Genomic DNA, 17,650 nt, shown 5'->3' with positions numbered 1-17,650 from the left:
GAGTAAATTATGGTGTACAGTGAAAAAGTTGTTGATCATTATGAAAATCCACGTAATGTTGGTTCGTTTGATCAAAATGATCCTAATGTCGGTAGTGGCATGGTTGGTGCCCCTGCGTGTGGCGATGTGATGCGTTTACAAATTAAAGTAAATGATAATGGTATTATCGAAGATGCTAAGTTTAAAACGTATGGTTGCGGTAGTGCAATTGCATCAAGTTCTTTGGTGACGGAATGGATAAAAGGTAAATCATTAGACGAAGCTGAAGCGATTAAAAATACTGATATTGCACAAGAGCTTGCATTGCCACCAGTTAAAATCCATTGTTCAATTTTAGCTGAAGATGCAATTAAAGCTGCTATCGATGACTATAAGACTAAAAAAGGACAACGTTAATGGCGATCACGTTAACAAATAATGCAGCCAATCGTGTTCAGGCTTTTTTAGCAAATCGAGGAAAAGGCGTTGGGCTCCGGTTAGGCGTTAAAACATCGGGTTGTTCGGGAATGGCGTATGTCTTAGAGTTTGCCGATGTAATTAACGATGATGATAGTGTCTTTGAAGACAAAGAAGTTAAAGTTATCGTTGATAAAAAAAGTTTAGTCTATATTGATGGCACTGAACTTGATTTTGTCAAAGAAGGATTAAATGAGGGTTTCAAGTTTAATAACCCTAATGCACACCATGAATGTGGTTGTGGCGAAAGCTTTAATGTGTAATTGGGTACCATAGTTATGGTTAATTATTTTGAATTATTAGGTTTACCAGCTCAATTACCAGTAGATGTTGCACAGTTAACCTCTCATTATCAACAATTGCAAAGACAGTATCACCCAGATAATTTTGCTACTGTAGCTGATAGTGATAAAGTGGCTGTTATTCAAAAATCAGCCGCTATTAATGATGGTTATCGAACTTTAAAAAATCCGATCAAAGCGGCGGAGTATTTTTTATCTTTGCAAGGTTTTGATGTGGCAACTGAGCAAAATATTATTCATGATGCTGATTTTTTAATGGAACAATTTTCTTTACGTGAACAGCTTGACGATATAGAAAACCAATCTAATTTTGAGGCTTTAGATCGTTTCCATGAAGAAATTATTAAACGTGAAAAAACAATATATAACGAGCTATTACAATTTATCTCAAAGCAAGATTGGCAAATTGCACTTAATCAAATTTATAAAATCCGTTACCTAACTAGATTGATTGAACAAATCGAAAAGTTACAAGAAAAACAATTTGATTTATAATTTAAGATAAGTAACGTATTGATAGAGATAGATTAAATGGTATTATTACAAATCAGTGAGCCAGGACAAACCCCACTGCCACATCAACGTCGTATTGCTGTGGGTATTGATCTTGGTACAACTAATTCATTAGTCGCAACAGTGCGCAGTGGTCAATCAGAAGTATTGCCCGATTTAGATGGTAATTCGTTGTTACCATCAGTTGTCCATTATGGTGTTGATCATGATGAAAACCCTGTTATTACAGTGGGAAAAAACGCTAAAAGTAATGCCGTTAATGATCCGCAAAATACCGTTAGCTCTATTAAGCGATTAATGGGGCGAAGTTTATCTGATATAGATTTATCACATTTTCCATATACTTTTTCACAAACTGAAAATAGCGTACCTTTATTAAACTTGCCTAATGGTCAAGTCAATCCAATACAAGTTTCGTCCGAAATTTTGATTGCTTTAGCTGAGCGAGCAAGGCAGAGCTTGCAAGGGGAAATAGATGGTGCTGTTATTACTGTTCCTGCCTATTTTGATGATGCGCAAAGGCAGGCAACGAAAGATGCCGCAAAATTAGCGGGTTTACATGTTCTTCGATTATTAAATGAGCCGACTGCTGCTGCAATTGCGTATGGCTTAGATTCAGGAAAAGAAGGTGTTATTGCGGTTTATGATTTAGGTGGTGGAACATTTGATATCTCTATTTTACGTTTACATCAAGGTGTTTTTGAAGTTCTGTCAACTGGTGGTGATTCTGCACTTGGTGGTGATGATTTTGATCGGTTACTTGCTGACTATATAAAAAGAGAGTTAGGATTGGTTAATAATATAGATCCTTATCTTAATCAAAAAATTAGTAATCAAGCTACTGAAATAAAAATTTTGCTAAGTCATCAAGATTCTGCTGTCTTTTCTCTTGATAATCTGTCGTTGACTATTACTCGCCAGCAATTTCAATACTTAATCGAGCCATTGGTCAAACGTACTTTGGCAGTTTGTCGTCGTGCGTTAAAAGATGCAGACATTAATGTCGATGAAATAGTTGAAGTTGTTATGGTTGGAGGTTCTACTCGTGTTCCTTTAGTACGAGAATTAGTAGGTGATTATTTTAAAACCAATCCGTTAACTTCTATTGATCCAGACAAAGTTGTTGCAATTGGTGCGGCTATTCAAGCTGATATTCTTGTAGGAAATAAGCCTGATTCTGATATGTTGTTGCTTGATGTTATTCCATTATCGCTAGGAATAGAAACAATGGGGGAATTAGTTGAAAGAATTATTCCAAGGAATAGTACTATTCCATGTGCAAGGGCTCAAGAATTTACTACTTTTAAAGATGGTCAAACAGCCATGATGATTCATGTGCTACAAGGTGAGCGTGAAAGTGTTAGTGATTGTCGTTCGCTGGCTAAATTTATTTTACGAGGGATTCCTCCTATGCCTGCTGGAGGAGCACATATTCGTGTAACTTTTCAAGTTGATGCGGATGGGTTATTAAGCGTTACGGCAATGGAAAAATCAACAGGTGTTGAAGCTTCAATTCAAGTTAAACCATCTTATGGATTGAGTGATAAAGAAATTGCAACCATGATTCAAGATTCAATTAGTCATGCTCAGCAGGATAAACAGGTAAGAATGCTTGCCGAACAAAAAGTTGAAGCTGCTAGAGTGCTCGAAAGTTTACAAAGTGCTTTAGATAAAGATGCTGATTTATTGAATGAAAAAGAACTTAAACAAATTTTAGTTGCTAAGCATCAATTACAAGCAGCGAGTGAATTAGACGATAGTCAAATAATTGCAGAACAAATTAAAATTGTTGATAACGTGACACAAGATTTTGCAGCTAAGCGTATGGATAGGTCAATTCGCCACGCTTTAACAGGTCATAAAGTTGACGAGATTTAACTAACGAGATTATTATGCCAAAAATTACCTTTTTACCGAACGCCGATCTTTGCCCAGAAGGAAAAACTGTCGAGGCACAAGAAGGTGAATCTATTTTAGACGTTGCTTTGCGTAATGATATTGAGATAGAACATGCTTGTGAAATGTCGTGCGCGTGTTCCACATGTCATTGTATTGTTCGTAAAGGATTTGATTCACTTGAACAAAGTGATGAACAAGAAGATGACATGCTAGATAAAGCATGGGGAGTTGAACCACATAGTCGTTTAAGTTGCCAAGCACGTGTTACTAATGAAGATCTAGAAGTTGAGATTCCAAGATATAGCCTTAATCACGCTAAAGAAGATCATTAATTTGCCATTGTCATTCTAATTAAGGTCAATGTGATTGCCAAAAATAATTAATTATAAAAAATTGGTATTAGACGTTTAAAATTCAATACCTTTAATATGATAGTGTGATTTTTATTATAAGAAACCAATTTGTTAATTACCGCTTGCATTAGTTCACTAATGCCGTATAATTAGTAGCACTTTGCTTATTGTGTTTGGATAAGCAAATGATACAAAAGATATAATTACTAAATTAAAAACAGTTAATTATATCAACAATACCTCCGATCTGGGGGTTACGAAAAAGAACGGATTACACTCTCCTGTCAATCGAAACAGGGCAAGAGGAGTAATCTTTTGTTATAACTTTTAAATAATGGAGCTCTGGTCTCATGTCGAACCAAAGAATCCGTATTCGGTTAAAAGCGTTTGATCATCGTTTGATTGATCAATCAACTGCTGAAATTGTAGAAACTGCGAAGCGCACTGGTGCGCAGGTTCGTGGTCCTATTCCATTACCGACACGCAAAGAACGTTTCACTGTATTGATTTCTCCGCATGTTAATAAAGATGCACGTGATCAATATGAGATTCGTACTCATAAGCGTCTAGTTGATATCGTTGAGCCAACTGAAAAAACAGTTGATGCTTTAATGCGTCTAGACCTTGCTGCCGGTGTTGATGTGCAGATCAGTTTAGGTTAATCCTAAGCTGAATGATTGAGAGGTCGAAACAATGATTGGTTTAATCGGTCGTAAAGTAGGAATGACACGAATCTTTACTGAAGAAGGTGTTTCTATTCCTGTCACCGTAGTTGAAGTTCAAAGCAACCGAGTTACTCAAGTTAAAACACTTGAGAATGACGGTTATCAAGCTATTCAGGTTACAACTGGCAGCAAAAAAGCAAGTCGTGTAAACAAACCTGAAGCAGGTCATTTCGCTAAGGCTGGCGTTGAAGCTGGTCGTGGTCTATGGGAATTCCGTTTTGAAGAAGGCGAATTTACTGTAGGTCAAAGTATTAACGTTGATATTTTTACTGACGTTAAAAAAGTTGATGTTACTGGGACATCTAAAGGTAAAGGTTTTGCTGGCGTGACTAAACGTTGGAATTTCCGTACTCAAGATGCTACTCATGGTAACTCTTTGGCACACCGTGGTCATGGCTCTATCGGTCAAAACCAAACTCCGGGTAAAGTGTTTAAAGGTCGTAAAATGGCAGGTCACTTAGGTAATGAACGTGTAACTGTTCAAAACTTAGATATTGTACGTGTTGATGCTGAACGTAATCTTTTATTAATTAAAGGTGCGGTTCCTGGTGCAATCAATAGTGACGTAATTGTTAAACCGGCAATCAAGGCTTAACGTCGAGGAGATAGAGATGGAATTAGTAGTAAAAGACGCGAAAGCGCTTTCTGTTTCCGAAACTACCTTCGGACGTGAGTTTAATGAAGCGTTAGTTCATCAAGTGGTTGTTGCTTATGCATCTGCTGCTCGTCAGGGCTCTCGTGCACAAAAAACTCGTGCAGAAATCGCTGGTTCAGGCAAAAAACCATGGCGTCAAAAAGGCACAGGTCGTGCTCGTTCAGGTTCTATTAAGAGCCCAATTTGGCGTAGTGGTGGTGTGACATTTGCAGCAAAACCACAAGATCATAGCCAAAAAGTTAACCGCAAAATGTATCGTGGTGCATTAAAGAGTATTTTCTCTGAATTAGTGCGTCAAGAACGTTTAATTGTTGTTGAAACATTTACTGTTGAAGCACCTAAGACTAAATTATTAACTCAGAAATTAAATGATATGAACCTTAATGATGTTCTTATTATCGCTTCTGAAGTTGATGAAAATCTTTTCTTAGCAGCACGCAACTTACATAAAGTTGATGTGCGTGATGTAGCAGGTATTGATCCAGTTAGTTTGATTGCATTTGACAAAGTAGTTATCACTGTTGATGCTGTTAAACAAGTAGAGGAGATGTTAGCATGATTCGTGAAGAGCGTCTGCTTAAAGTCCTGCGAGCACCACATGTTTCTGAAAAAGCATCTATTTCAATGGAAAAAACAAATACATTAGTATTGAAAGTTGCTAAAGATGCTACTAAGAGAGAGATTAAAGCCGCAGTTGAACAACTATTTGAAGTTAAAGTAGATGACGTTAATACACTTGTTGTTAAAGGCAAAGTAAAACGTCGTGGTCAACAAATCGGTCGCCGTAGCGACTGGAAAAAAGCTTACGTTACTTTAGCAGAAGGTCAAAATTTAGACCTTGCTGGCGTCGCTGAGTAATTCGGAGGAGTAAGAACAATGGCAGTTGTTAAGTGTAAACCTACATCTCCGGGTCGTCGCCACGTTGTTAAAGTGGTTAACCCAGAGTTGCATAAAGGTAAGCCTTATGCACCGTTGCTTGATTCAAAAAGCAAAACTGGTGGTCGCAATAATAATGGTCGTATCACTACCCGTCATATTGGTGGTGGTCATAAACAACATTATCGTATTGTCGATTTTAAGCGTAATAAAGATGGTATTCCAGCAGTTGTTGAACGTTTGGAATATGATCCAAACCGTAGTGCAAATATTGCATTGGTTTTATATAAAGACGGTGAACGTCGTTATATTTTAGCGCCTAAAGGCTTAAAAGCAGGTGATCAGATCCAATCTGGTGTTGACGCATCGATTAAAACAGGTAACTGTTTACCAATGCGTAATATTCCAGTCGGTTCTACCGTACATAATATTGAAATGAAACCAGGTAAAGGCGGACAACTTGCTCGCTCTGCTGGTAGTTATGTTCAAATCGTTGCTCGTGATGGTGCATATGTAACATTACGTTTGCGTTCAGGTGAAATGCGTAAAGTATTATCTGATTGCCGAGCTACTATCGGTGAAGTGGGTAATTCAGAGCATATGCTTCGCGTATTAGGTAAAGCGGGTGCTTCGCGTTGGCGTGGTATTCGTCCTACTGTTCGTGGTACAGCAATGAACCCGGTAGACCATCCACATGGTGGTGGTGAAGGTCGTAACTTTGGTAAACATCCTGTGTCTCCATGGGGTCAAAAAGCCAAAGGATTGAAAACGCGTAGCAACAAACGTACTGATAAGTACATTGTTCGCCGTCGCAATAAGAAATAATTAATATAGAGGATTAGCTATGCCACGTTCTCTCAAGAAGGGTCCTTTTATTGACCTACACTTGCTGAAGAAGGTAGAGAAAGCGGTGGAAAGCGGGGACAAGAAACCAATTCGTACTTGGTCCCGTCGTTCAACGATCTTTCCTAACATGATCGGTTTGACCATCGCTGTCCATAATGGTCGTCAGCACGTTCCAGTTTATGTTTCCGACGAAATGGTTGGTCATAAATTGGGTGAATTCGCGCCGACTCGTACTTATCGCGGTCACGCAGCTGATAAGAAAGCTAAGAAGAAATAAGTAGGAGAAAGAGATGGAAACAATTGCAAAGTACCGCCACGCTCGTTCTTCTGCACAAAAAGTTCGCTTAGTTGCAGATCTTGTTCGCGGTAAGAAAGTGTCTCAGGCACTAGATATTTTAACGTACACCAATAAAAAAGCGGCTGTACTTGTTAAAAAAGTATTAGAGTCTGCTATTGCTAATGCAGAGCATAACGATGGTGCTGATATTGATGATCTAACAGTTGCGAAAATTTTCGTAGATGAAGGCCCAACCATGAAGCGTATTATGCCTCGTGCGAAAGGTCGTGCAGATCGAATTTTGAAGCGTACGAGTCACATCACCGTGATCGTCTCAGATCGCTAGGCTGGAGAATAGCAATGGGTCAAAAAGTAAATCCAAATGGTATCCGATTAGGCATTGTCAAGCCTTGGACATCTACATGGTATTCGGGTACAAAGACATTCGCTGATAATTTAGAAAGTGATTTTAGAGTACGTGAATTCTTAAATAAAGAATTAGCTCAAGCGTCTATCTCTAAAATTGTGATCGACCGTTCAGCAGAAACTAACGTTCGCATTACTATTCATACTGCTCGTCCGGGTATTGTGATTGGTAAAAAAGGCGAGGACGTTGAAAAATTACGTAATGCCGTAGCTTCTATTGTCAATAAATATAAAGACAAAAGAGAAAAACGTGATGTTGCAGTACAAATTAATATTGCTGAAGTTCGTAAACCAGAACTAGATGCTAAATTAGTTGCTGATAGTATCACTTCTCAGTTAGAACGCCGCGTTATGTTCCGTCGTGCTATGAAACGTGCGGTTCAAAATGCAATGAAGGCAGGTGCTAAAGGTATCAAAGTTGAAGTAAGTGGTCGTTTAGGCGGCGCTGAAATTGCTCGTAGCGAGTGGTATCGTGAAGGTCGCGTACCTTTACATACATTACGAGCTGATATCGACTATGGTTTGTCTGAAGCATTAACTACCTACGGTATTATTGGTGTTAAAGTGTGGATCTTCAAAGGTGAGATCCTTGGTGGTATGGCTGCCGTTGAACAAGCAGAAAAACAACCTGCTGCTCAACCGAAAAAGCAGCGCAAAGGCCGAAAACAATAAGGAGCGTCGCTGATGTTACAACCAAAGCGTACAAAATTCCGTAAAGTGCACAAGGGCCGCAATCGTGGTCTTGCTGTAAGTACTGACGTTAGTTTCGGTACATTCGGTCTTAAGGCTGTGGGTCGTGGTCGTTTGACTGCGCGCCAGATCGAAGCGGCACGTCGTGCAATGACTCGTGCAGTTAAGCGTCAAGGTAAAATCTGGATTCGAGTTTTCCCTGATAAACCAATTACTGAAAAACCGCTTGCAGTGCGTATGGGTAAAGGTAAGGGTAACGTTGAATACTGGGTTGCACAGATTCAACCAGGTAAAGTCCTTTATGAAATGGACGGTGTACCGGAAGAAGTTGCTCGTGAAGCATTTGCGTTGGCAGCTGCAAAACTGCCAATTAAAACCACCTTTGTGATTAAGACGGTGATGTAAATGAAAGCAAAAGAGCTACGCGAAAAAAGCGTTGAAGAGTTAAATACTGAACTTCTTAATTTATTACGTGAGCAATTTAACTTACGTATGCAATTAGCTGGAGGTCAGTTAACACAAACTCATATGTTAAAACAAGTGCGTCGTAATATTGCACGTGTTAAAACGTTATTAACTGAAAAGGCGGGTGCGTAATATGACTACTGAAGTAAAAATTCGTACTCAGCAAGGTCGTGTTATTAGCGACAAAATGGATAAATCTGTTACTGTTGCTATTGAACGTAAAGTGAAGCATCCGTTATATGGTAAGTTCATTAAACGTACGACTAAATTGCATGTACATGATGAAAACAACGAGTGTGGTATTGGTGATACTGTAGAAATTAAAGAGTGTCGTCCATTATCAAAAACCAAATCTTGGACTCTTGTTCGAATCGTTGAAAAAGCAGTTATCTAATCTTTTTTGATTAAAAACTGTACATAATATAATAAACGGCTCAACGGCCGTTTATTTTATGCTATCCATTTTATCTGAGTGGTGTTATACTATTCGCCCTCACGTAAGTGGGTTTTTGGTTGTCTATTCTTATCCATGGTAGTTGAGGTGGATGAAGGTAGATTAGACAATAATTTATTTATACGGAGCATTAAAATGATCCAAGAACAGACAAGGCTAGATGTTGCCGATAACTCTGGCGCACGTAGTGTAATGTGTATCAAAGTTCTCGGTGGATCACACCGTCGTTATGCAGCGGTTGGTGATATCATCAAAGTTACCATTAAAGAAGCAATTCCACGTGGTAAAGTTAAAAAAGGTGATGTACTTAAGGCTGTTGTTGTGCGCACAAGAAAAGGTGTTCGTCGCCCTGATGGATCTGTCATTCGTTTCGATCGTAATGCTTGTGTTATTTTAAATAATAACAGTGAGCAACCGATTGGTACGCGTATTTTTGGACCGGTCACTCGTGAACTTCGTTCTGAGAAGTTTATGAAGATCATTTCATTAGCACCAGAAGTACTGTAAGGAGCGGGTAATGGCAGCGAAAATCCGTCGAGAAGATGAAGTTATCGTGTTAACTGGTAAAGATAAAGGTAAACGCGGTAAAGTAAAAAGCGTTTTGTCTACAGGCAAAGTGATTGTTGAAGGTATTAATTTGGTTAAAAAACACCAAAAACCAGTACCAGCATTAAATCAAGAAGGTGGAATTGTTGAGAAAGAAGCAGCTATTAATGTTTCTAATGTCGCAATTTTTAACCCGGCTACAGGCAAAGCAGATCGCGTAGGCTTTCGTATTGAGAACGGTAAAAAAGTCCGTTTTTATAAGTCTACTAATGAATTAATCAATTAAGTAATTTGGAGTGTACGATGGCGAAACTGCATGATTACTACAAAGCACAGGTAGTAAATAAACTGCAAGAACAGTTTGGCTACAAATCTGTCATGCAAGTCCCTCGGATCGAAAAGATCACCTTGAATATGGGTGTGGGTGAAGCAATTACTGATAAGAAATTATTAGATAATGCGGTTGCAGATTTAGCTGCAATCAGTGGTCAAAAACCACTTGTCACAAAAGCACGCAAATCAGTTGCTGGTTTTAAAATCCGTCAAGGGTATCCTATTGGTTGTAAAGTGACTTTACGTGGCGAACGTATGTGGGAATTTTTTGAACGTCTAGTTTATATTGCTCTTCCTCGTACTCGAGATTTTCGTGGTTTAAGCGCAAAATCTTTTGATGGTCGTGGTAACTATAGCATGGGTGTTCGTGAGCAAATCGTTTTCCCTGAAATCGATTATGATAAAGTTGATCGTGTTCGTGGTTTAGATATCACTATCACAACAACTGCACAATCAGATGAAGAAGGCCGAGCTTTATTATCTGCCTTTAACTTCCCATTTCGTAAGTAAGGTAGGGCATAATGGCTAAACAATCAATGATTGAACGCGATAAGAAACGCGTAAAGCTAGCAGAAAAATATTTTGCAAAGCGTCAAGAATTAAAAGCGATTATCTCTGATCTTAATGCATCAGATGAAGATCGTTGGAATGCAGTGCTTAAATTGCAAACGCTTCCTCGTGATTCTAGTCCATCACGTCAACGTCGTCGTTGTCGTCAAACTGGTCGTCCTCATGGCGTCCTTCGTAAGTTTGGTTTAAGCCGTATTAAGGTTCGTGAATCAGCCATGCGTGGTGAGATTCCTGGTCTTAAAAAGGCAAGTTGGTAATCAGGGGAGTGTTATAGATGAGCATGCAAGATCCTATTGCAGATATGTTGACCCGTATTCGTAACGGTCAATCTGCGAATAAAGTTGCAGTCACCATGCCTTCCTCTAAGCTAAAAGTGGCAATTGCCAATGTGCTAAAAGAAGAAGGTTATATTGGGGACTATAAAGTTGTTGGTGACACTAAGCCAGAATTGGAAATTACTTTAAAATATTTCCAAGGTAAAGCTGTTGTAGAAAGCATCAAACGTGTTAGCCGTCCAGGTCTACGTATTTATAAACGTAAAGACGAATTGCCAAAAGTAATGGCTGGACTAGGTATCGCAGTTGTTTCTACTTCTAAAGGTGTTATGACTGATCGTGCAGCACGCCAAGCAGGTCTTGGTGGTGAAATTATCTGCTACGTAGCGTAAGGGAGAAAAAAATGTCTCGTGTTGCAAAAGCACCTGTCGTTGTTCCTGCTGGCGTAGAGGTAAAACTCAATGGTCAGGTAATTACGATTAAAGGTAAAAATGGCGAGTTATCTCGCACAATAAACAACGCTGTTGTTATTAATCAAGAAGAAGGTCAAATTAAATTTGCTCCTCGTGATGGTTTTGCTGATGCTTGGGCTCAAGCAGGTACTGCTCGTGCGTTGATTAATGCAATGGTTATTGGTGTTACTGAAGGTTTTACTAAAAAACTTCAGCTAGTTGGTGTCGGTTATCGTGCACAAGTGAAAGGTAATGCAATTGGTTTATCTCTTGGATATTCTCATCCAATAGAACATCAATTACCTGCAGGTGTAACAGCTGAATGTCCTTCTCAAACTGAAATCGTACTAAAAAGTGCTGATAAACAGTTAATTGGACAAGTAGCTGCTGATATCCGTGCTTATCGTCGTCCTGAGCCTTATAAAGGTAAAGGTGTTCGTTACGCAGATGAAGTTGTGCGTACTAAAGAAGCTAAGAAAAAGTAAGGTAACACTATGGATAAGAAATCAGCTCGTATCCGTCGTGCAACTAAAGCGCGTCGCAAGATGCATGAACTACTTGCAACTCGCTTAGTGGTTCACCGTACTCCGCGTCATATTTATGCGCAGATTATCGCACCAAACGGATCAGAAGTACTGGCAGCAGCTTCTACATTAGAAAAAGCTATCAGTGAAAGTTTAAAATACACCGGAAACAAAGATGCAGCAGCAGCGGTTGGTAAAGCAATTGCTGAACGTGCATTAGCGAAAGATATCAAAGAAGTTTCATTTGATCGTTCAGGTTTCCAATATCATGGTCGAGTTCAGGCGCTAGCAGATGCTGCTCGCGAAGCTGGCCTACAGTTCTAAGGTAGGAGTTAAAGATGTCAAACATCGAAAAACAAGCTGGTGAACTGCAGGAAAAACTAATCGCAGTTAACCGAGTTTCTAAAACCGTAAAAGGTGGTCGTATTTTTAGTTTTTCTGCACTAACAGTTGTTGGTGACGGTAATGGCCGCGTAGGTTTTGGATATGGTAAAGCACGTGAAGTGCCAGCAGCAATTCAAAAAGCAATGGAAAAAGCACGTCGCAATATGATTAATGTTGCTTTAAATAACGATACTTTACAGCATCCAGTTAAAGGTGCTCACACAGGTTCTCGTGTTTATATGCAACCAGCATCAGAAGGTACTGGTATTATCGCCGGTGGTGCGATGCGTGCCGTTTTAGAAGTTGCAGGTGTTCGTAACGTTCTAGCTAAAGCATATGGTTCTACTAACCCAATTAACGTGGTTCGTGCAACAATTGATGGCTTAGAAAACATGAAATCACCTGAAATGGTTGCTGCTAAGCGTGGTAAAACCGTCGAAGAAATTTTGGGGTAATTAGCCATGGCAAAAACAATTAAAATTACACAAACTCGTAGTTCTATTGGTCGTCTACCGAAGCATAAAGCGACGTTAGTTGGTCTTGGATTACGTCGTATTGGTCATACTGTTGAGCGTGAGGATACTCCTGCGATTCGCGGTATGGTAAACCAAGTTTATTACATGGTTAAAGTAGAGGAGTAATAGTAATGCGTTTAAATACTTTATCTCCTGCTGAAGGTTCAAAGCATGCACCAAAACGTGTAGGCCGAGGAATCGGTTCTGGTCTAGGTAAAACTGGTACTCGTGGTATCAAAGGTCAAAAATCTCGTTCAGGTGGTGGCGTTCGTCGCGGCTTTGAAGGTGGTCAAATGCCTTTATATCGTCGTTTGCCAAAATTTGGTTTTACCTCACGTAAAGCTCAAGTTACAGCTCAAGTTCGTCTTTCTGATTTAATGAAAGTTGAAGGCGATATTGTTGACCTAAATAGCTTAAAAGTTGCAAATGTGATCAACTCACAAATTGAATATGCAAAAATCATGTTATCTGGCGAAGTAACTAAACCAGTAACTGTTCGCGGTATTCGTGTGACTAAAGGTGCTAAAGCTGCAATTGAAGCTGCTGGCGGAAAAATTGAGGAATAAGTAGAAAGATGGCAAAGCAACCAGGATTAGATTTTCAAAGTACACGAGGCGGCAGTGGTGAGCTTAAAAGACGCTTAATGTTTGTGCTTTTAGCGCTTATTGTTTTTCGTCTTGGTTCTTATGTTCCCGTTCCTGGTATTGATACTAAAGCGTTATCGGACATGCTAGCAAAAGCATCATCAAATGGCATTGTAGATATGTTCAATATGTTCTCTGGTGGTGCTTTGAGCCGTGCTTCAATTTTTGCATTGGGAATAATGCCTTATATTTCTGCGTCAATTATTGTGCAGTTATTAACGTCAATAAGCCCTAAATTAGCAGAATTAAAGAAAGAAGGTGAATCTGGTCGTAAAAAGATTAGTCAGTACACTCGCTATGGCACATTGGCCTTAGCGATTGTGCAAGCTGTTGGTATTGCGACTGGTTTACCAAACATTCCTAATTATGGCAGTGTTGTTATTAATCCAGGATTTTCTTTCTATTTTATTGCATCGGTTAGCTTAGTTACTGGTACTATGTTTCTTATGTGGCTAGGTGAACAGATCACAGAAAGAGGCGTAGGTAATGGTATTTCAATCATTATCTTTGCTGGTATTGTGGCGGGTCTTCCTCATGCTATATATGAGACAATTGAACAAGCTCGTTCTGGTTCATTGCATCCGATTTTATTATTAGTGGTCGCAGCTTTAGTGGTGGGTGTGACTTACTTTGTTGTGTTTGTTGAACGTGGTCAACGACGTATTGTTGTTAACTATGCGCAACGACAACAAGGTCGCCGTGTGTATGCTGCACAAAGTACGCATTTACCGTTAAAGATCAATATGGCTGGGGTTATTCCTGCAATATTTGCTTCAACAATAGCGATGTTACCATCAATGATGGCTTCTTGGTTCCAAGGAGACGGTGAAGGTTGGCGATATTTTGTTGTTCTTATAGGGCAATATTTTTCTCATGATCAACCGTTATACATTATCTTTTTTGCGGCGGCGATTATCTTCTTTTGTTTCTTCTATACGGCATTGGTTTTCAATCCAAGAGAAACAGCAGATCAGCTTAAAAAATCTGGTGCATTTATTCCAGGTATCCGTCCAGGTGAACAAACATCTAAGTACATTGACAAAGTAATGACTCGTTTAACGCTAATTGGCGCAATCTACATTACTTTTGTATGTTTGGTTCCAATGTTTATGACAACCGCAATGAATGTTCCCGTTCAATTTGGTGGGACATCTTTATTAATCGTTGTTGTTGTAATCATGGATTTTATGGCACAAGTACAGACTTTAATGATGCCAAATCGTTATGAGTCAGTGTTAAAGAAAGCGAACCTTAAAGGCTACGGCCGATAAGTTAGCCAGAAGTTACGGAGAAAAAAATGAAAGTTCGTGCTTCAGTCAAGAAATTATGCAGAAATTGTAAAATCATTAAACGTAATGGCATCGTTCGTGTTATTTGCGTTGAAGGTAAACACAAGCAACGTCAAGGTTAATTTATTTAGCCGTAAAGTTGTGCTTTTGCATATTTTACTTGCCAAAGTATAGTAAAGCTGGCTAGAATAGCCAGCCTAGATTTATTTGTGGATTCACTGTTTGAGTATCCTGAAAACGGGCTTTTCAGTATGGTGAATTCACTGAACATTAACAATAAAGGAGTGCATAGTGGCCCGTATAGCAGGCATTAACATTCCTGATCAACAACATGCTGTGATTGCTTTACAAGCGATTTATGGTATCGGAAGTACCCGCGCTAAGACAATTTGTGCTGAAGCTGGTATTCCTGAACATGTTAAGATCAGAGAACTATCTGAAGATCAGATTGAAAAGTTACGTGAACAAGTCGCTAAATTCACAGTTGAAGGTGATTTACGTCGTGAAGTAACTATGAGTATCAAGCGTTTATTAGACCTTGGTTGTTATCGTGGCATGCGTCACCGTCGTGGACTTCCAGTCCGTGGTCAACGCACAAAGACTAACGCACGTACCCGTAAGGGACCGCGTAAGCCAATCAAGAAATAATTGAGGTATAATTAAATGGCAAAGACACCTGTTCGTACACGTAAACGTGTAAAAAAGCAAGTTTCTGATGGTATAGCTCATATTCATGCATCATTCAACAATACAATTGTAACTATTACCGATCGTCAAGGTAATGCGTTAGGTTGGGCAACCGCTGGTGGTTCTGGTTTCCGTGGCTCTCGTAAGTCAACACCTTTTGCAGCTCAAGTGGCAGCGGAACGTTGTGCTGAAGCCGTCAAAGATTACGGAATTAAGAATCTGGAAGTTATGGTTAAAGGACCTGGTCCTGGTCGTGAGTCAACAATTCGTGCATTAAATGCGGCGGGTTATCGCATCACTAACATTACTGATGTTACTCCGATTCCTCATAACGGTTGTCGTCCACCAAAGAAACGTCGTGTTTAATTTTTATTAAACATTGAATGTTTAGGATTATTGGAGAAATAAAATGGCAAGATATTTGGGACCAAAGCTCAAATTAAGTCGTCGTGAAGGTACAGATTTATTCCTTAAATCTGGAGTCCGAGCGGTTGATAGTAAATGTAAATTAGAACAAGCTCCTGGACAGCATGGTGCGCGTAAACCGCGTTTATCAGATTATGGTGTTCAGTTACGTGAAAAACAAAAAGTTAGACGTATTTATGGAATTTTAGAACGTCAATTCCGTAATTACTACAAAAGCGCAGCGCGAATTAAAGGCAACACTGGTGAAAACCTACTTGGTCTTTTAGAGCGTCGCCTAGATAATGTTGTTTATCGCATGGGATTTGGTGCAACTCGCGCTGAAGCTCGTCAATTAGTTAGTCATAAAGCTGTTCTTGTTAATGGTCGCGTTGTGAATATTGCATCTTATCAAGTTTCACCTGAAGATGTGATCAGTGTTCGCGAAAAATCAAAAAAACAAGCACGTATTAAAGCCGCTTTAGAGCTAGCTGAACAACGTGAAAAACCAACATGGTTAGAAGTTGATGCTAGCAAAATGGAAGGCGTATTTAAACGCTTACCAGAACGTTCAGATTTATCTGCTGACATCAACGAACATTTGATCGTCGAACTTTACTCTAAGTAAAGTTTAGCACTTAAGAGAGGACATAATGCAGGGTTCTGTAACAGAGTTTTTAAAACCTCACCTAGTTGATGTTGTTCAATACAGCCAAACACATGCCAAAGTGACTTTAGAGCCACTTGAGCGTGGTTTTGGTCATACTTTAGGTAATGCACTACGCCGCATTTTATTATCATCTATGCCGGGATATGCAGTAACCGAAGTTGAAATTGACGGTGTTCTGCATGAGTACAGTACTAAAGAAGGCGTTCAAGAAGATGTACTTGATATTTTGCTTAATTTGAAAAAATTAGCAGTGCGTGTACATACTAAAGATGATGTTATGCTGACTTTAAACAAATCAGGTATTGGTGCAGTGACTGCGTCTGATATCACTCATGATGGTGATGTTGAGATTGTTAATCCTGATTTAGTAATTTGTCATCTTACTGATGCAAATGCTTCAATTAGTATGCGTATTCGTGTACAACGAGGACGTGGTTATGTCCCTGCTTCTGCTCGCGTTAAGTCAGAAGATGAAGAACGACCAATTGGTCGTCTGTTAGTTGATGCATGTTATAGTCCTGTAGAACGCATTGCATATTCTGTTGATGCGGCTCGTGTGGAACAACGTACAGATTTAGATAAACTTGTTATCGATATGGAAACCAATGGTACTATCGATCCTGAAGAGTCTATTCGTCGTGCATCAACTATTTTGGCTGAACAACTTGAAGCTTTCGTTGATTTACGTGATGTACGTCAACCAGAAGTGAAAGAAGATAAACCGGAATTTGATCCAATTCTATTACGTCCAGTAGATGATTTGGAATTAACTGTTCGGTCTGCTAATTGCTTAAAAGCAGAAGCAGTTCATTATATTGGTGATTTAGTACAACGTACTGAAGTTGAGTTACTTAAAACCCCTAATCTTGGTAAGAAATCACTTACTGAAATTAAGGACGTGCTCGCATCTCGTGGTTTATCTTTAGGCATGCGTCTTGAGAACTGGCCACCAGCAAGTATTGTTGAAGACTAAGATAAAATTTATATAAGAAGGATAAAGTTATGCGCCATCGTAAAAGTGGTCGTCAACTGAACCGAAATAGCAGCCATCGTCAAGCAATGTTTCGTAACATGACTAGTTCACTTGTTGAACATGAAATCATCAAAACTACATTGCCTAAAGCAAAAGAGTTGCGTCGTGTTGTTGAACCGTTAATTACGCTAGCCAAAAGCGATAGCGTAGCTAATCGCCGTCTGGCTTTTGCTCGTATCCGTGATAAAGATACAGTTAAAAAATTATTTTCAGATTTAGGTCCACGTTTTGCTACCCGTCCTGGCGGTTATGTACGCATTTTAAAATGTGGTTTCCGTGATGGAGATAATGCCCCAATGGCTTATATCGAATTAGTTGATCGCCCTGCAGTAGAAGCAGAAGCAGCAGCTGAATAGTTTTAAATCATTGTGCATCAAAACCGGCTTTAT

The 17,650-nt window shown here is 39.3% G+C and carries 33 protein-coding genes; all 33 read left to right on the top strand.

The window, feature by feature from the left end:
- Positions 1-9: 9 nt before the first annotated feature.
- The 33 genes from iscU to rplQ all read left to right on the top strand — a co-directional run bounded on the left by iscU (position 10) and on the right by rplQ (position 17,617).
- Complete coding sequence (gene iscU, locus GQ589_RS07810) at positions 10-396, top strand: Fe-S cluster assembly scaffold IscU (protein WP_160425439.1); 387 nt, start codon at positions 10-12, stop codon at positions 394-396.
- Positions 396-719: an iron-sulfur cluster assembly protein IscA gene (gene iscA, locus GQ589_RS07805; RefSeq protein WP_160401468.1), complete on the top strand. Its 324-nt coding sequence runs from the start codon at positions 396-398 to the stop codon at positions 717-719. The genes iscU and iscA overlap by 1 nt, the downstream gene beginning before the upstream one ends.
- 15 nt (positions 720-734) lie before the next feature.
- Positions 735-1,253 carry a Fe-S protein assembly co-chaperone HscB gene (hscB, locus tag GQ589_RS07800; protein ID WP_160412364.1) on the top strand — a complete coding sequence of 173 codons (519 nt, stop codon included), beginning with the start codon at positions 735-737 and terminating at the stop codon, positions 1,251-1,253.
- Between the two features lie 36 nt (positions 1,254-1,289).
- On the top strand, positions 1,290-3,149 hold the full coding sequence (gene hscA, locus GQ589_RS07795) for a Fe-S protein assembly chaperone HscA (protein ID WP_160401465.1): 1,860 nt from the start codon (positions 1,290-1,292) through the stop codon (positions 3,147-3,149).
- 14 nt (positions 3,150-3,163) lie between these two features.
- Positions 3,164-3,502 (top strand): ISC system 2Fe-2S type ferredoxin, encoded by a 339-nt coding sequence (gene fdx, locus GQ589_RS07790; RefSeq protein WP_160401463.1) that lies wholly within the window; start codon positions 3,164-3,166, stop codon positions 3,500-3,502.
- Between the two features lie 371 nt (positions 3,503-3,873).
- A complete protein-coding gene (gene rpsJ, locus GQ589_RS07785) occupies positions 3,874-4,185 on the top strand; it encodes a 30S ribosomal protein S10 (protein WP_006120582.1) in 312 nt (103 codons plus the stop codon).
- A 31-nt stretch (positions 4,186-4,216) separates the two neighbouring features.
- Positions 4,217-4,843 (top strand): 50S ribosomal protein L3, encoded by a 627-nt coding sequence (rplC, locus tag GQ589_RS07780; protein WP_065558577.1) that lies wholly within the window; start codon positions 4,217-4,219, stop codon positions 4,841-4,843.
- Positions 4,844-4,859: 16 nt separating this feature from the next.
- The gene (gene rplD, locus GQ589_RS07775; protein WP_160401461.1) at positions 4,860-5,462 is read left to right on the top strand and encodes a 50S ribosomal protein L4; all 603 of its coding nucleotides are present in this window, start codon (positions 4,860-4,862) and stop codon (positions 5,460-5,462) included.
- Positions 5,459-5,761: a 50S ribosomal protein L23 gene (rplW, locus tag GQ589_RS07770; protein ID WP_034885052.1), complete on the top strand. Its 303-nt coding sequence runs from the start codon at positions 5,459-5,461 to the stop codon at positions 5,759-5,761. The genes rplD and rplW overlap by 4 nt, the downstream gene beginning before the upstream one ends.
- A gap of 18 nt (positions 5,762-5,779) precedes the next feature.
- A complete protein-coding gene (gene rplB, locus GQ589_RS07765; protein WP_160401459.1) occupies positions 5,780-6,604 on the top strand; it encodes a 50S ribosomal protein L2 in 825 nt (274 codons plus the stop codon).
- 19 nt (positions 6,605-6,623) lie between these two features.
- Positions 6,624-6,902: a 30S ribosomal protein S19 gene (gene rpsS / locus GQ589_RS07760; RefSeq protein ID WP_024496505.1), complete on the top strand. Its 279-nt coding sequence runs from the start codon at positions 6,624-6,626 to the stop codon at positions 6,900-6,902.
- A 13-nt stretch (positions 6,903-6,915) separates the two neighbouring features.
- On the top strand, positions 6,916-7,248 hold the full coding sequence (gene rplV / locus GQ589_RS07755) for a 50S ribosomal protein L22 (protein ID WP_160401458.1): 333 nt from the start codon (positions 6,916-6,918) through the stop codon (positions 7,246-7,248).
- Positions 7,249-7,262: 14 nt separating this feature from the next.
- Positions 7,263-8,000: a 30S ribosomal protein S3 gene (gene rpsC, locus GQ589_RS07750; RefSeq protein WP_025314388.1), complete on the top strand. Its 738-nt coding sequence runs from the start codon at positions 7,263-7,265 to the stop codon at positions 7,998-8,000.
- A 12-nt stretch (positions 8,001-8,012) separates the two neighbouring features.
- Complete coding sequence (gene rplP, locus GQ589_RS07745; protein ID WP_034911153.1) at positions 8,013-8,423, top strand: 50S ribosomal protein L16; 411 nt, start codon at positions 8,013-8,015, stop codon at positions 8,421-8,423.
- Positions 8,424-8,615, top strand: a complete 192-nt coding sequence (rpmC, locus tag GQ589_RS07740) for a 50S ribosomal protein L29 (RefSeq protein ID WP_034902373.1) — start codon at positions 8,424-8,426, stop codon at positions 8,613-8,615. It begins immediately after the preceding gene.
- Position 8,616: 1 nt separating this feature from the next.
- The gene (rpsQ, locus tag GQ589_RS07735; RefSeq protein WP_160401456.1) at positions 8,617-8,877 is read left to right on the top strand and encodes a 30S ribosomal protein S17; all 261 of its coding nucleotides are present in this window, start codon (positions 8,617-8,619) and stop codon (positions 8,875-8,877) included.
- Between the two features lie 195 nt (positions 8,878-9,072).
- The gene (gene rplN / locus GQ589_RS07730) at positions 9,073-9,444 is read left to right on the top strand and encodes a 50S ribosomal protein L14 (RefSeq protein WP_025314392.1); all 372 of its coding nucleotides are present in this window, start codon (positions 9,073-9,075) and stop codon (positions 9,442-9,444) included.
- Between the two features lie 10 nt (positions 9,445-9,454).
- Positions 9,455-9,769: a 50S ribosomal protein L24 gene (rplX, locus tag GQ589_RS07725; RefSeq protein ID WP_065558583.1), complete on the top strand. Its 315-nt coding sequence runs from the start codon at positions 9,455-9,457 to the stop codon at positions 9,767-9,769.
- 17 nt (positions 9,770-9,786) lie between these two features.
- Positions 9,787-10,326, top strand: a complete 540-nt coding sequence (rplE, locus tag GQ589_RS07720; RefSeq protein ID WP_025314394.1) for a 50S ribosomal protein L5 — start codon at positions 9,787-9,789, stop codon at positions 10,324-10,326.
- 11 nt (positions 10,327-10,337) lie between these two features.
- Entirely contained in the window at positions 10,338-10,643 is a 306-nt protein-coding gene (gene rpsN, locus GQ589_RS07715) for a 30S ribosomal protein S14 (RefSeq protein ID WP_025314395.1), read from the top strand.
- Positions 10,644-10,660: 17 nt separating this feature from the next.
- A complete protein-coding gene (rpsH, locus tag GQ589_RS07710; protein ID WP_065567155.1) occupies positions 10,661-11,053 on the top strand; it encodes a 30S ribosomal protein S8 in 393 nt (130 codons plus the stop codon).
- A gap of 11 nt (positions 11,054-11,064) precedes the next feature.
- The gene (gene rplF / locus GQ589_RS07705) at positions 11,065-11,598 is read left to right on the top strand and encodes a 50S ribosomal protein L6 (RefSeq protein ID WP_065638311.1); all 534 of its coding nucleotides are present in this window, start codon (positions 11,065-11,067) and stop codon (positions 11,596-11,598) included.
- Between the two features lie 9 nt (positions 11,599-11,607).
- A complete protein-coding gene (rplR, locus tag GQ589_RS07700; RefSeq protein ID WP_025314398.1) occupies positions 11,608-11,961 on the top strand; it encodes a 50S ribosomal protein L18 in 354 nt (117 codons plus the stop codon).
- Positions 11,962-11,975: 14 nt separating this feature from the next.
- Positions 11,976-12,476 carry a 30S ribosomal protein S5 gene (rpsE, locus tag GQ589_RS07695; RefSeq protein ID WP_025314399.1) on the top strand — a complete coding sequence of 167 codons (501 nt, stop codon included), beginning with the start codon at positions 11,976-11,978 and terminating at the stop codon, positions 12,474-12,476.
- 6 nt (positions 12,477-12,482) lie between these two features.
- Positions 12,483-12,662, top strand: a complete 180-nt coding sequence (gene rpmD / locus GQ589_RS07690; protein WP_025314400.1) for a 50S ribosomal protein L30 — start codon at positions 12,483-12,485, stop codon at positions 12,660-12,662.
- Positions 12,663-12,667: 5 nt separating this feature from the next.
- Positions 12,668-13,102 carry a 50S ribosomal protein L15 gene (gene rplO, locus GQ589_RS07685; protein WP_039127711.1) on the top strand — a complete coding sequence of 145 codons (435 nt, stop codon included), beginning with the start codon at positions 12,668-12,670 and terminating at the stop codon, positions 13,100-13,102.
- 8 nt (positions 13,103-13,110) lie between these two features.
- Complete coding sequence (gene secY / locus GQ589_RS07680) at positions 13,111-14,451, top strand: preprotein translocase subunit SecY (RefSeq protein WP_160425437.1); 1,341 nt, start codon at positions 13,111-13,113, stop codon at positions 14,449-14,451.
- 26 nt (positions 14,452-14,477) lie between these two features.
- A complete protein-coding gene (gene rpmJ / locus GQ589_RS07675; protein ID WP_025314403.1) occupies positions 14,478-14,591 on the top strand; it encodes a 50S ribosomal protein L36 in 114 nt (37 codons plus the stop codon).
- 169 nt (positions 14,592-14,760) lie between these two features.
- Entirely contained in the window at positions 14,761-15,117 is a 357-nt protein-coding gene (rpsM, locus tag GQ589_RS07670) for a 30S ribosomal protein S13 (protein ID WP_065586686.1), read from the top strand.
- A gap of 15 nt (positions 15,118-15,132) precedes the next feature.
- The gene (gene rpsK / locus GQ589_RS07665; protein WP_025314405.1) at positions 15,133-15,522 is read left to right on the top strand and encodes a 30S ribosomal protein S11; all 390 of its coding nucleotides are present in this window, start codon (positions 15,133-15,135) and stop codon (positions 15,520-15,522) included.
- Between the two features lie 43 nt (positions 15,523-15,565).
- Positions 15,566-16,186 (top strand): 30S ribosomal protein S4, encoded by a 621-nt coding sequence (rpsD, locus tag GQ589_RS07660; protein WP_065567150.1) that lies wholly within the window; start codon positions 15,566-15,568, stop codon positions 16,184-16,186.
- 25 nt (positions 16,187-16,211) lie between these two features.
- A complete protein-coding gene (gene rpoA / locus GQ589_RS07655) occupies positions 16,212-17,201 on the top strand; it encodes a DNA-directed RNA polymerase subunit alpha (RefSeq protein ID WP_034911133.1) in 990 nt (329 codons plus the stop codon).
- A 29-nt stretch (positions 17,202-17,230) separates the two neighbouring features.
- On the top strand, positions 17,231-17,617 hold the full coding sequence (gene rplQ, locus GQ589_RS07650) for a 50S ribosomal protein L17 (protein ID WP_034884211.1): 387 nt from the start codon (positions 17,231-17,233) through the stop codon (positions 17,615-17,617).
- Positions 17,618-17,650 lie beyond the last annotated feature (33 nt).

This window comes from Gilliamella sp. Pas-s27 (genome assembly GCF_009795865.1).
Taxonomy (GTDB): Bacteria; Pseudomonadota; Gammaproteobacteria; order Enterobacterales; family Orbaceae; genus Gilliamella.
Note: the sequence above shows the minus strand (reverse complement) of the source record. Positions and strands in the feature narration are given on the sequence as shown.